10 protein-coding genes and 3 tRNA genes are annotated in these 13,551 nt (G+C 56.8%); 1 reads left to right on the top strand and 12 read right to left on the bottom strand.

Features of this window, described 5'->3' with window-relative positions; all coding sequences use genetic code 11:
* The 3 genes from AAC035_RS10635 to zwf all read right to left on the bottom strand — a co-directional run.
* Positions 1-656: bifunctional 4-hydroxy-2-oxoglutarate aldolase/2-dehydro-3-deoxy-phosphogluconate aldolase (locus AAC035_RS10635; RefSeq protein ID WP_339803677.1), on the bottom strand; the 656-nt coding region annotated here is incomplete at its 3' end.
* Between the two features lie 24 nt (positions 657-680).
* Positions 681-1,403: a 6-phosphogluconolactonase gene (gene pgl, locus AAC035_RS10630; protein ID WP_339803675.1), complete on the bottom strand. Its 723-nt coding sequence runs from the start codon at positions 1,401-1,403 to the stop codon at positions 681-683.
* Positions 1,390-2,865 carry a glucose-6-phosphate dehydrogenase gene (gene zwf / locus AAC035_RS10625; RefSeq protein ID WP_339803672.1) on the bottom strand — a complete coding sequence of 492 codons (1,476 nt, stop codon included), beginning with the start codon at positions 2,863-2,865 and terminating at the stop codon, positions 1,390-1,392. Before zwf ends, pgl begins: the two co-directional genes overlap by 14 nt.
* A gap of 182 nt (positions 2,866-3,047) precedes the next feature.
* Here zwf and hexR point away from each other — a divergent pair, with 182 nt between their 5' ends.
* Positions 3,048-3,929 carry a transcriptional regulator HexR gene (gene hexR, locus AAC035_RS10620; RefSeq protein ID WP_339803669.1) on the top strand — a complete coding sequence of 294 codons (882 nt, stop codon included), beginning with the start codon at positions 3,048-3,050 and terminating at the stop codon, positions 3,927-3,929.
* Positions 3,930-3,974: 45 nt separating this feature from the next.
* On the opposite strand, the gene AAC035_RS10615 is transcribed toward hexR, so the two are convergent.
* The 9 genes from AAC035_RS10615 to AAC035_RS10575 all read right to left on the bottom strand — a co-directional run bounded on the left by AAC035_RS10615 (position 3,975) and on the right by AAC035_RS10575 (position 13,459).
* Positions 3,975-5,825, bottom strand: a complete 1,851-nt coding sequence (locus AAC035_RS10615) for a SurA N-terminal domain-containing protein (RefSeq protein WP_339803666.1) — start codon at positions 5,823-5,825, stop codon at positions 3,975-3,977.
* Positions 5,826-6,060: 235 nt separating this feature from the next.
* On the bottom strand, positions 6,061-6,333 hold the full coding sequence (locus tag AAC035_RS10610; protein ID WP_339803663.1) for an HU family DNA-binding protein: 273 nt from the start codon (positions 6,331-6,333) through the stop codon (positions 6,061-6,063).
* Positions 6,334-6,570: 237 nt separating this feature from the next.
* The gene (gene lon, locus AAC035_RS10605) at positions 6,571-8,985 is read right to left on the bottom strand and encodes an endopeptidase La (protein ID WP_339803660.1); all 2,415 of its coding nucleotides are present in this window, start codon (positions 8,983-8,985) and stop codon (positions 6,571-6,573) included.
* Between the two features lie 236 nt (positions 8,986-9,221).
* Positions 9,222-10,508, bottom strand: a complete 1,287-nt coding sequence (gene clpX / locus AAC035_RS10600; RefSeq protein ID WP_339803657.1) for an ATP-dependent Clp protease ATP-binding subunit ClpX — start codon at positions 10,506-10,508, stop codon at positions 9,222-9,224.
* A gap of 92 nt (positions 10,509-10,600) precedes the next feature.
* The gene (gene clpP, locus AAC035_RS10595; RefSeq protein ID WP_339803654.1) at positions 10,601-11,236 is read right to left on the bottom strand and encodes an ATP-dependent Clp endopeptidase proteolytic subunit ClpP; all 636 of its coding nucleotides are present in this window, start codon (positions 11,234-11,236) and stop codon (positions 10,601-10,603) included.
* Between the two features lie 249 nt (positions 11,237-11,485).
* A complete protein-coding gene (gene tig, locus AAC035_RS10590; protein ID WP_339803651.1) occupies positions 11,486-12,793 on the bottom strand; it encodes a trigger factor in 1,308 nt (435 codons plus the stop codon).
* Positions 12,794-12,992: 199 nt separating this feature from the next.
* Positions 12,993-13,077, bottom strand: a tRNA-Leu gene (locus AAC035_RS10585).
* Between the two features lie 87 nt (positions 13,078-13,164).
* Positions 13,165-13,240 (bottom strand) — tRNA-His (locus tag AAC035_RS10580).
* Positions 13,241-13,382: 142 nt separating this feature from the next.
* Positions 13,383-13,459: transfer RNA gene (locus AAC035_RS10575), tRNA-Arg, on the bottom strand.
* Positions 13,460-13,551 lie beyond the last annotated feature (92 nt).

Below are 13,551 nucleotides of genomic sequence, written 5' to 3'. Positions count from 1 at the left end.
CAGGGCCTGCAGTCTGCCAGACTCTGTCTCGCCAGTTTCTCAATGGCCGTCCAGTCGCCGCCATGAACCAGGTCTTCCGGCGTCAGCCAGGTACCGCCCACCGCCAGGACATTATCCAGGGCTCGGAAATCCCGGGCGGTGTCCTGGCGGATGCCGCCGGTGGGACAAAACCGGGCATCAGCAAAGGGCCCGGCAAAAGCCTTCAGCGCAGCCAGACCACCCGAAACCACTGCCGGGAAAAACTTGAACGAGCGGTAGCCCAGCTCATAGCCCATCATCAATTCTGAAACCGTAGCGATACCCGGCAGCAACGGCACATTGGAGGTAAGGCCATAGTCCAGCAGCCGGTTGGTGACTCCCGGACTGACAATGAAGTCCGCCCCGGCATGTTCCGCGTCCCGGTACTGGTCAATGTCAGTTACCGTGCCGGCACCGACCCAGACATCCGCCGGCATGGCCGCCCTCACCTCTTTGATGGCCGCCAGCCCATGGGCCGTTCGCAGGGTAATTTCCAGAACCCGGATACCCCCGTCTACCAGCGCCTGGCACAGCGGCAAGGCATGCTCGGGCTGATGGATGCTGATCACCGGAATCAGCGGACTGGCTGCCAGTATCCGCTCTACCTGCAAGCGGTGATCTTCTGCGAGAAATACCATAACCTTGTTCTCCTGGCGGTGCCCTCAAGGGCTCCAGTAAAGCCGGATCGGATGTTTCAGAAACCCGCGAATGGGCATGGCCAGCGTATCATCCGGGTCTGCCAGAGCGCAGCGAAGGGTCTCAAGCTTGTCGTTACCCCTGAGATGCAACACGGTCATGGCCGCACCGCGCAGGGCGCTGAAGGTCAGGCTGAGACGCGCCCGGGGTTGCGAGCGGGGCCGGGTAATCGTCACTTTTCGGGAAGCGTCCGCCATCATGGCTGCCGGGGTTTCAGACGCATCAGGGAACAGTGAAGCGGTATGACCATCATTGCCCATACCCAGAACCACCACATCAGCGGGCCAGCCAAGACTTCGCAATTGCTGCTCTGCGGCTGCACAGGCGCTGGTGATGCTGTCCTGCCCCACAGGTATCAGGGAGATCAGCCGGGCCTGCGCCGCCTTACCGGTTATCAGCCGGCCTCGCACCAGCGTGTCATTGCGGTCGTCACCGCCGTCGGGGGCCCAACGTTCATCCGCCAGCACCACATCAACCCGTTCCCAGGGCAGATCCGTTTGCGCGAGAGCGTCAAACAGAGGTCCCGGGGTGCTGCCCCCGGACACCACCAATAATACCCGTGAGCGTTGCTGCAGGCGCTTTGCCAGAACATCGGCCATATCGCTCGCCAGGCGCGAGCACAGGGCCCGCGGCGTGTCTGCGAACACGGGTGTTATTGTGTCTGGCAGCGTCAACTCAGGCATCTTCATACCAGTTCCTGCCGTCCCGTGCGGTCATCGCGATGGAGGCCACAGGCCCCCAGGTGCCGGCCGCATAACGTTTCGGATGGGCGCCGCACTCATGACAATTAGCCAGCAGCTCGTCTACCCAGCGCCAGGCGTGCTCGATCTCATCACGCCGCACGAAAAGATACTGGTTACCCTTCATCACTTCCAGCAACAGACGCTCGTAGGCATCCGGTATACGGTCACTGGCGAAGGCTTCGGAAAAGGTGAGCTCCAGCGGGCCCTGACGCAATCGCATGCCCTTGTGTAGTCCCTGGTCTTTGGTAAGGATCTGCAACGCCATCCCCTCATCAGGCTGCAGGCGAATGATCAGCTTGTTGTTTGCCAGGTGTTTCTGGTCCGGATCAAAAATGTAGTGGGGCGCCGGTTTGAAATGAATAATCACTTCCGAACGTTTTTCAGGCAGCCGTTTGCCGGTCCGGATGTAGAAAGGAACCCCGGACCAGCGCCAGTTCTCGATCTCCACTTTGAGAGCAACGAAGGTCTCAGTGGTGCTGCCGCGGTTGGCACCTTCCTCTTCCAGATAGCCGGGCACCGGCTTGCCGCCACTGCTTCCTGCGGTGTACTGCCCTCTGACCAGATGGCTCTGCACCATATCCGAGGTCATGGGTCGCAAGGCTTTCAGGATCTTGACCTTCTCATCCCGGATACTGTCAGCAGACAGGTCAGACGGTGGGTCCATGGCCAGCAGACACAAGAGTTGCAGGAGATGACTCTGCACCATATCGCGCATTTGTCCCGCACTGTCGAAATAGCCCCAGCGACCGCTGATCCCCACGCTTTCGGCAACGGTAATCTCGACGTGGGAGATGTGATTCTGGTCCCACTGTGACGCGAACAGATTGTTGGCAAAGCGCAGGGCAATCAGGTTCTGCACGGTTTCCTTGCCCAGATAGTGATCAATGCGAAAGACCTGGGACTCGTCAAACACCGCCGCCAGCTGGTCGTTCAGATGCCGGGACGAAGGCAGGTCATGGCCAATGGGCTTTTCGACCACGACCCGGGTCTGCTGGTCACAACAGGCAAGCCTGCCAATGTGGGCCACAATGCCGGCCACCATGGTCGGGGGTGTTGCCAGATAAAGAATCAGCGTTGCCTCGCGGCCGCTTCGCCATGCTTCCAGCTGTTGATAGCCCTCGGCGGTGCTGAAGTCCAGCTGGCAATAGCTGACTCGCTGCAGGAAACGATCCGCCGACTCATCGTCAAAAGATGACGCCGGTGTGTGCTGCTGCAACCGGTCACGAATCAAACGGCGGGCGCTGTCCTCGTCATGGTCCTGTCTGGCCAGGGCCAGCACCCGACTGCCTGCACTAAGCAAGCCGGCTCTGTCGAGCTGGTACAGTGCCGGAAACAGCTTTTTGCTGGCCAGATCCCCGAGGGCTCCGAACAGCATCAGATCGCAACTCGTATCCGGTGCCTTAACCATCTTCCCTATCTCCGGTCCTGCCATTTTCAGTAATCATACAAAAATCATGACAATGTCAGGGTAGAATACCGTTTATTTAATGTGTCATGTTGGTTATACAACCGGCATAGCCATCACAGTGCCGGTGATGGCCCCCATAGACCGCAACCTTACGCAACCCATGGCGCACCGGAGCCCTCCCCATGACAACCATCGCCAGACGGAATGACAACCTCCTTGAGGATATACAGACCCGCCTGCCCGACCTCAACAAGTCAGAAAGAAAGGTAGCCGAAGCGATTCTCAGAGATCCGACGGCCGCCACCAGATACAGTATCGCCTCTCTGGCGCGAGAAGCCAGCGTCAGCGAGCCTACCGTCAACCGTTTCTGCCGGGCCTTCTCTGCCACCGGCTTTCCGGACTTCAAGATTCGCCTTGCCCAAAGCATTGCGACGGGTACGCCCTATGTCGGTCAGCATGTTCAGCCGGATGATACGGTGGCCCAGTTTGCCGACAAGATCATGCTCAGCACCATGGCCAATCTTGACCGTGCCCGCCAGACCCTTTCGGAACGTGAACTGACTCGGGCCATTGACTATCTGATACAGGCAAGGCAGATCCATTTCTTTGGTATGGGTGGCTCGGCCCCGGTCGCCCTTGATGCCCAATACAAGTTTTTTCGCTTCAACCTGCCGGTGATGTCCTACAGCGATGCACTGATGCAGCGCATGGTGGCGGCCGGATGCACTACCGGGGATGTGATCGTGACCATCTCCTATACAGGTCGTACCCGGGAAAGCATCGACATTGCCCGCATCGCCCGCGACAACGGTGCCATCGTCATTGGCATCACCAACCCCGGATCGCCCCTGGCGGACGTCTGTACGGCGCTGGTCTCCGTCGCCCCGACTGAAAACACCGAAGTCTACATGCCGATGTCGTCACGCATCGTCCAGCTGGCCGTCATCGACGTGCTGGCCACCGGCGTCACCCTGAAACGGGGAAAGGATTTCCAGCATCACCTGAAAAACATAAAAGAAAGCCTGCGTCCGACACGATTTCCGGAGGCAGGCTCTGAAGACTAGTGTTCCCGGTCGGTCATCCACCAGACCGGGAGTCAGAACAAGGGATTACGGGCGCGAGACCTCTGCCCTTTCCCGCAGGGTTTCCTGATAGGCCCGGTATTCACGCTGACCGTTGATACTGGCCAGGAACTGCCGGATCTGGGCCAGTTCCGGGCTTTCCACGTCCACCTCGCCGTCGGTCACAGTCTCAAGGGCCACAACCACAAGATCCTGGTTCATACGGGCTGTCCCGAACGTGTAGGCGCCGGACTCCGGCCGTGGCAGTGAAAAGGCTTCCCTCTGCACCGCAGGATCAACCAGAGGCTGATTGCGGGTAACTTCATTGTAAACGGTCCAGCCTTCACCATCCGGCTCGGCCTCACCGCTATCCAGACGTTCAATCAACGCATCGGCCCGGGTCTGCAGTGCCGCTGTGGTTCTTTCCCGAACCAGCCGCTCACGAATATCATCTGCAACTTCCGCCAGCTCACGCTGACTCTCGGGATTATGCTGACGTACCCTGGCCACTACCGACCGGTTATCACCCACATCAATCATTTCGGAATTGAAACCGTCTTCCAGTACATCCTGGCTAAACAGCTGGCGCACCAGTCCCGGATGATCAAACGGCGCCTGGCCCCCTTCCCGGGTAATACCTTCAGTGCTGCGAATTTCGAGGCCCAGCTGTTCGGCCGGATAGTCGAGGTTGTCCTCTGCAAAAGCCAGATCGGCCATCCGGGTTCTCAGACGGGCATACTCCTCACCGGCCTGAGTGGCCGCCAGCTCATCCCGCAGATCCGGGAGCATGTCCTCTAAGGACGGTAACGATTCCGTGCGAATATCCAGCAAGCGGATAATATGCATGCCGAACCCGGTTTCTACCGGACCGGATATCTCACCTTCCGCGAGGGCAAACAGCGCCGCTTCATAATCGTCGTCAAGGCCACCCCGGGCAATATAACCAAGGTCGCCACCCTCACTGGCTGACAGGCTGTCATCGGAAAATTCCCGGGCGACGTCCGCAAAGTCATCACCGGCCTCCAGCCGCGTCTGAACCTCCGCAATACGGGCCTCGGCATCGTCTCCGGGCTCAATAAGGATATGGGCACTGCGGCGCTCTTCACCCGCTTCCATATCGGCAACCCGCTGCTCGTAAAGCTCTCTGAGGGTTTCTTCGGAAATCTCTGCATTGGCAATCAGATCTGACAGCGACAACACAAGATATTCAGCTTCAACAGATTCGGGATTCACAAAGCGGTCACTGTTGGCGTTGTACCACTCTTCGATGTCCGCATCGGTCACCTGCACTTCGTCAGCCACCAGCGAAGCGGAAAGGGTGTAAGTGCGGAAGTCGCGACTCTGATTCTGGATCGCAAGAATCTGACGGGCGGCATCCAGTGGCACCACGGTACTGCGGAAAATCCCGTTGGCCACCTGATTCATCAGATAGTTCCGGCGCAACGCCTCACGATACTCACCGATACCCATACCGAAGTTACGCACGGTAGCCACAAACTGCTCCTGGCTGAACTGACCACCCACCTGGAACTGAGGCATCTGTGTAATAACGGCATCAATGCCCTCATCGGACAGGTCAAAACCCTGCTGACGGGCATCCTGAAGCAGCACCTGGTCCTGAATCAGGCTTTCAAGAACGTCACCACGAATGATGTCTTCGTCCAGCAGACTGGGGTCCGGCGACTCCATTTCCGACAACCGTCGCTGGGTTTCAATCTGAACGAACCGCAGAAAATCACGCTCAGCGATATCATCTCCGTTGACGGTCGCCACCGTCGGCTCGCCTCGGAAACCACCAACAATGGCATCCATACCCCAGATGGACAGTGAAACAATCAGCACGCCAATGATGACTTTGGCAATGGTGCCCTGGGCATTATCCCGGATATCTTGAAGCATGTTCCTCCCAGATCGCTGTAGTTATCGTGCAACGCCATGTGCCCGTAACCTGCGTCAGGCCTCTTTCTGCAGTGTCATTCGGAGTATTCAGAAAAACCACCAGCACGGGATAACCAGAGGCCAGACCAAGGGGTTCACTGAACGTAAAAAGGCGCACCCGATCGGAATGCGCCTTGGATTCGAGCAAGGCGGCACCGCTGACTCTGGTGCTGCACCGCCTGCCGAAGGAGTCCGTTTACTTGACGGCGTCCTTCAGAGCCTTACCTGCCTTGAACCCGGGCACTTTGGAAGCCGGGATCTTGATCTCGGCACCAGTCTGCGGGTTGCGGCCAGTACGGGCAGCACGCTCTTTAACGGAGAAAGTACCAAAGCCAATCAGAGTAACCTGATCACCTTTCTGGAGAGCACCGGTAACGGAGCTGACCATAGAATCCAGGGCGCGCCCAGCGGCGGCCTTGGAGATATCGGCGGACTCTGCAATTGCATCAATCAATTCGGACTTGTTCACACTAAACCCCTTCGATTTCAGGTTGAAGATGTTCTCGGTCTGTTTATTCTTCTCGGACGCTTCCGACTATCGCACAAGCGGTCGGAGAATTCCATTTTTCACTTTTTTTATTCCTTTCGGCTGTTAACCGGAGCACGGAATAGCACATAACTACGCGGGAGCCCTTGGTATTGGCTGCTTCACGGCGAAACAGTTATACCAACCGGCTCTCCGGCGTGTCAACAAAGTGAGAGCGTTTTAATGAGTATTTACGCGTTCTGTCCCGTCTGGTTCCTCATCCCGTTTTGCCGGCGAGGCGCCTGAAGAGACGTCAACGTCCGCCAGCGGCTCGGGCGCGTACTCCAGCGCGATATCCAGAACCTCATCTATCCACTTGGCTGGCCGAATCTCCAGTGACTCCTTGATGTTATCCGGTATCTCTTTGAGATCACGAACATTTTCATCAGGAATGATAACTGTCCGGATGCCGCCCCGATGAGCCGCCAGCAGCTTCTCCTTGAGCCCGCCGATGGCCAGGACCCGGCCCCGAAGGGTGATTTCACCGGTCATGGCAACGCTCGCCCGCACCGGAATTCCCGTGAGCGACGACACCAGCGCCGTACACATGCCGATACCGGCACTGGGGCCATCTTTCGGGGTGGCGCCCTCCGGCACATGCACGTGCAGGTCGTGTTTTTCATGGAAGTCTGCAGCAATGCCAAGGGCTGCCGCTCGACTGCGCACCACGGTCAGTGCCGCCTGAATGGACTCCTGCATGACATCACCCAGTGAACCGGTTTTCACAACACGACCCTTACCGGGTGTGACGGCGGTCTCAATTGTGAGAAGTTCTCCGCCCACCGAGGTCCAGGCCAGTCCCGTTACCGAGCCCACCAGGTTCTTTTCTTCCGCCAGTCCGTAGGTGAACTTGCGCACACCGGAGTAGGTTTCAAGAAGCTCCGGGGACAGACTCAGGGCGCTCTTCTCGCCTTTTTCAACATGCTCACGAACAACCTTGCGGCAGATCTTGGCGATTTCCCGCTCCAGACCACGCACGCCAGCCTCCCGCGTGTAGTAGCGGACCAGGTCACGCAAGGTCTCTTCCGGAAGGATCAGCTCGTCCTTGGCCAGACCGTTGGCCTTGAGCTGTTTGGGCAGCAGGTAACGGGTCGCGATATTGACCTTTTCCGCTTCGGTGTAACCCGGTATCCGGATGATTTCCATACGGTCCAGCAAGGCGGACGGAATATTCATGGAGTTGGAGGTACACACGAACATGACGTCCGACAGATCGTAATCCACTTCCAGGTAATGGTCGTTGAAGGTGTGATTCTGCTCGGGATCGAGAACTTCCAGCAAAGCGGATGCCGGATCACCCCGATGATCCATACCCATCTTGTCGATTTCATCGAACAGGAACAGCGGGTTCTTCACACCTACCTTGGCAAGTTTCTGCAGCAGCTTGCCGGGCAGAGCCCCGATGTAGGTTTTGCGATGACCGCGGATTTCGGCTTCATCACGGACACCACCCAATGCCATCCGCGTGTACTTGCGGTTGGTCGCCCTGGCAATGGACTGCCCCAGGGAGGTCTTGCCCACACCTGGTGGCCCTACCAGGCACAATACCGGCCCCCGGACCTTTTTGACCCGGCTCTGAACCGCCAGGTATTCCAGAATCCGGGTTTTGACTTCATCCAGGCCGTAATGGTCTTCATCCAGTATGGCGCGGGCCTTTTCAATATCGTGGCGTACCCGGCTGCGTTTCTTCCAGGGAACCGACAGCATCCAGTCAATGTAGCCACGAACCACCGTGGCTTCAGCCGACATCGGCGACATCATTTTCAGTTTGTTGAGTTCGGCTTCGGTCTTCTTACGGGCCTCCTCCGGCAGACCGGCTTCCTCCAGCTTCTGCTCGAGATCCTCGAAGTCGCCACCACCCTCGCCGAGATTACCCATCTCCTTCTGGATGGCTTTCATCTGCTCATTCAGGTAGTACTCACGCTGGCTCTTTTCCATCTGCTTCTTGACCCGGCCGCGAATCCGCTTTTCCACTTCAATCAGGTCAATCTCGCTGTCCAGACGGCCCAGCAGCACATCCACCCGCAGACGAACGTCCAGCGCCTCCAGCAACTCCTGCTTCTCCGGAACCTTGAGTTCCAGATGCGCAGCCATGGTGTCGGCCAGACGCTCCAGTTCATTGATGCCCGCCAGTGCACTGGAGACTTCCGACGGCACCTTGCGGGACAGCTTGACGTATTTCTCGAATTCTTCGGTCAGGGTGCGCACCAGCACTTCTTCTTCCCGCTCGGGAAGACTTTCCGGCGCAAGCAGTTCTGCCGAGGCGGTCAGGTACTCACCGTCCCTGATATCGGACAGGCGGGCGCGGGCATTACCCTCGACCAGCACCTTGACAGTGCCGTCGGGCAGACGCAGCATTTGCAGAACGGTTGCCAGCGTTCCCATATCGAACACGTCGGCCACACCAGGATCGTCGGTGCCAGCGTCGCGTTGCGATACCAGCAGGATTTCCTTGCTGCCCTCCATTGCGGCCTCAAGGGCCTGAATGGATTTGTCACGACCCACAAACAGCGGAACCACCATGTGGGGAAACACCACGACGTCCCGCAGGGGGAGCATCGGATAGTCGTGACGAGCTTCGGGGATCGTAGTCATATGGAATCCTCTGGCGTTGTTTCAATCAGCATACCACCGAACATTGGGGCGTCCGGCGAAATTGCAATGTTTTTACAGAGTGTTTCAAATCCCCACACACACTCACAGGACCTGACGCACAGTGGCTGCCAACGGCCACAAAAAAAAGGGCGTTGCCGCCCTTTTGTGATTGCACCCTGACGCTCCCCTTCCGGATCAAGCGGGGAAGCGCCTGGTGACTTTCAGTTTTTGTCAGATCAATCTTCCGGAACCGCCTTGGCGTGATCGTTGCCCGAGTAAATCTTGAAGGGCTCAGAATCACCGCTGATCACACTTTCGTCAATCACCACCTTGGCAACGTCGTGCTCGGACGGGATCTGGTACATGGTATCCAGCAGGGTTGCTTCCATGATCGAACGCAGTCCCCGGGCACCGGTCTTGCGTTCCATGGCTTTCTTGGCCACGGCCCGAAGTGCTTCAGTGCGGAAATCCAGCTCCACGCCTTCCATGTCAAACAGCTTCTGGTACTGCTTGGTCAGGGCGTTCTTCGGCTCGGTCAGAATCTGTATCAGCGCCTCTTCATCCAGCTCGGTGAGCGTTGCCACCACCGGCAGACGACCCACGAATTCCGGAATCAGACCGTATTTGACCAGGTCTTCGGTTTCCACATTCTTGATGATATCCCCGGTATTGCGGGTATCGTCCTGACTGGAAACAGACGCCGAGAAACCGATGCTGTTCTTTTCGGTGCGCTCACGGATCACCTTGTCGAGACCGGCAAAGGCACCACCACAGATAAACAGCATGTTACCGGTATCCACCTGCAGAAATTCCTGCTGGGGGTGCTTGCGTCCGCCTTGCGGAGGAACCGAAGCCACGGTGCCTTCGATCAGCTTCAGAAGTGCCTGCTGCACACCCTCACCCGACACATCACGGGTAATGGAAGGGTTGTCAGACTTACGGGAAATCTTGTCGATTTCATCGATGTAGACAATGCCCCGCTGGGCTTTTTCGACATCGTAGTCACACTTCTGAAGCAACTTCTGAATGATGTTCTCGACATCCTCACCGACATAACCCGCTTCTGTCAGGGTTGTGGCGTCAGCGATGGTGAAGGGAACGTTCAGCATCCGGGCCAGGGTTTCTGCCAGCAGGGTCTTGCCACTACCGGTGGGGCCAATCAGCAGGATGTTGCTCTTGCCGAGCTCTACATCACCACCCTTGCCTTCGCCGTAACGCAGACGCTTGTAATGGTTGTAGACCGCCACCGAGAGCACGACCTTGGCCCGGTCCTGACCGATCACGTATTCGTTCAGTGTGGTACGGATTTCCTGGGGCGTTGGCAGGCGGTCACTGGCTTCCTCCTGGGCGCTCTCCTGGATTTCCTCCCGGATAATATCGTTACAAAGGTCGACACACTCGTCGCAGATGAACACCGACGGCCCCGCAATGAGCTTACGGACTTCATGTTGGCTTTTTCCGCAAAACGAGCAGTACAGCAACTTGCCGTTATCGTCGCCTCTGCCGTTTCTTTCATCTGCCATTGAATTACCTCAATTCCTGGTTTTCCGGTGCTGATTTGCGCCCATTTGCGCTACTGGAGACGCGGCACAAAACAATGCGAATACTTGCAGTATTATTTATTCACCGCGCGCTTATCAAGCACACTATCAATCAGGCCATACTCTTTTGCCTGCTTCGGATCCATAAAATTATCGCGATCCGTGTCTCTGGCAAGGGTATCCAGATCCTGGCCGGTGTGCTCTGCGAGGATCCGGTTCAGGGTGTCGCGAATTTTCAGAATCTCGCGGGTATGAATTTCAATATCTGTGGCCTGACCCTGATAACCGCCAAGAGGCTGGTGAATCATCACCCTGGAATTGGGCAGACAGGCCCGCTTGCCCTTGGCTCCGCCAGCCAGCAGAAAGGCACCCATGCTGGCCGCCTGGCCGATACAGAGTGTCGCCACATCCGGCTTGATGAACTGCATGGTGTCATAAATAGACATACCGGCAGACACCGAGCCACCCGGACTGTTGATGTACAGGTGAATGTCCTTGTCCGGATTTTCCGACTCCAGAAACAGTAACTGGGCGACGATCAGATTGGCCATGTGATCTTCCACCGGGCCAACCATGAAAATAACCCGTTCCTTGAGCAGGCGGGAATAAATATCAAAGGAGCGCTCGCCGCGGGCGGTCTGCTCAATAACCATTGGCACCAGCGCAGCGCTGGCATCCAGGGACGGGCCATCAAATGGATTCTGGGTCATGGTGTGCCTGTTCTCCTTATCCGGACAGTAGTTTTCGGATACATTGCCACGGCTTTGGACCAATGGAAAGGCAAGAAAATTCGAAAACGCTGATCAAGTCAAATACGCCTGAACCCCTCAAAGGATCAGACGGAGCGCAAAAAAATTCAAATTCTGTCGTCAACGAACCAGATCAAGACCCCTAAGACAGAAACAGCCGGTCATGCCGGCTGCTTCCTCAAGCACTCAATGGGGTTGAACCCGCAAGTTTCAACCCTGTTGCTGCTGGGCTGCCTTGATGACATCTTCATATTTGGCTTTCTTTTCCGTGACCTTGGCCTGAGCCAGCACACAGTCAACGACAGCATCTTCAAGCACCACAGACTCAATCTGTGCCTTCTGCTCGGGGTTGCTGTTGAAATGGGTGACCACTTCTTCCGGCTGCTCGTAGGTAGACGCAATTTCGCGGATTTTCTCGTCAACTTTTTCGGCATCTGCAGTCAGGTCGTTGGCCTTGACCACTTCCTGGAACAACAGACCGGTCTTGACCCGACGCTTGGCCTGCTCTTCGAAGATTTCCTTGGGCAGCTGCTGCGGGTCCAGCTGACCACCGAAACGCTGGACAGCGTCATTGCGCAGACGATCAATTTCCTGATCCACCAGTGAGCCCGGAATTTCAAGCTCAGTGGTCGCCAGCAAACCATCTACAACGTCATTTTTCACTTTGGCAGACACCGCCTGCTTCAGTTCCCGGTCCATGTTCTTTTTCACTTCAACGCGGAACGCGGCTTCGTCTTCCGCATCGATACCGAAGCGCTCGAAGAATTCTGCGTTCAGTTCCGGCAGCTGGGCTTCTTCCACTTCGCTGACCTTGATCTCGAACCTGGCAGGCTTACCCTTGAGATCTTCGTTGTGATAGTCCTCAGGGAAAGTCACCTCGATTTCCAGCTCTTCACCGGCCTTGGCGCCGACAATGGCTTCCTCGAAGCCCGGAATCATCTGACCAGAGCCAAGCTCCAGGCGATGGCCTTCGGCCTCGCCACCTTCAAACACCTCACCGTCAATAAAGCCCTTGAAGTCGATGGTCACAGTGTCTTTTTTCTTCGACTTGCGCTTCACCGCCTTCATGGTGGACTGCTGGCGACGAAGATTATCGATCATGGTGTCGATATCTTTCTCTGTCACTTCAGCGGTCAGCTTTTCGACTTCAATGGCGCTGAGATCACCCAGAGTGATTTCCGGCATGACTTCGAAAATGGCCACGAACTCGAGGTCTTTGCCCTCTTCCATGGTCTTTGGTTCGAAGCGCGGCCAGCCAGCCGGGGACAGTTCGCTTTCTTCCAGTGCCTTGACGTACTGGTCACGCATGACCTCGCCCACGATTTCCTGACGGATACCGGGACCAAAACGACGACGCACCACTTTCAGGGGCACTTTGCCCGGACGGAAGCCATTCAGACGAGCGGTACGGGCGGTTTCCTGAAGACGCTTTTCAACCGCCTGGTCAATTTCCTGGGCGGGCACACCAATCGTCATGCGACGCTCGATGTTGGACGTCGTTTCAACAGACACTTGCATGGAAGATCCTCAAATTACCGGTTGAGTATAAGATGTGTGCGAATTAAGAGCGGCATTCTACCACGGAAACCCGGGCCGAGAGAAACACCCGGAAGACAGGAAAACACCGACAATGGAGCAGAAATGCTCACAATAACGACAAGAAAGCTTACAGGGGATCAAGATTCGGCCAAACAGGTCTGGCCAGAGAGGAAAATAATGGTGCTCCGGGAGGGAATCGAACCCCCACACCTTTCGGCGCTTGGACCTAAACCAAGTGCGTCTACCAATTCCGCCACCGGAGCTGACTGCGCCAATACCGTCCCTGGGGACAGATTAATGGCCATCGTAAACATGAAACGAGAGTGAATCAATGAGAAGCCGGGGAAAAATGGGGTGGACGAAGGGGTTCGAACCCTCGACCGCAGGAGTCACAATCCTGAGCTCTACCAACTGAGCTACGCCCACCATAATTCCGAAATCTGATGGTTTTACCGGTACCCTGAGAGGGTAACCTCGACCAACTGACCCTGACAAGCCTGGGTCTTGACGAACCGCTTATCGAGCCTTACTGACACTGACCGTTCTGCTGTTGAGCCCGGCCTCAAAGTGGCGCGCCCGGCAGGATTTGAACCTGCGACCCACGGCTTAGAAGGCCGTTGCTCTATCCAACTGAGCTACGGGCGCTTGACCGTTCGCCCAACTGAACTTCCAGTATGGGAAATGGTCGGGGTAGAGAGATTCGAACTCCCGACATCCTGCTCCCAAAGCAGGCGCGC

It is taken from the genome of uncultured Marinobacter sp. (assembly GCF_963974375.1).
In the GTDB taxonomy this organism is placed as follows: Bacteria; Pseudomonadota; Gammaproteobacteria; order Pseudomonadales; family Oleiphilaceae; genus Marinobacter.
This window is presented reverse-complemented; position numbering and strand designations above follow the sequence as displayed.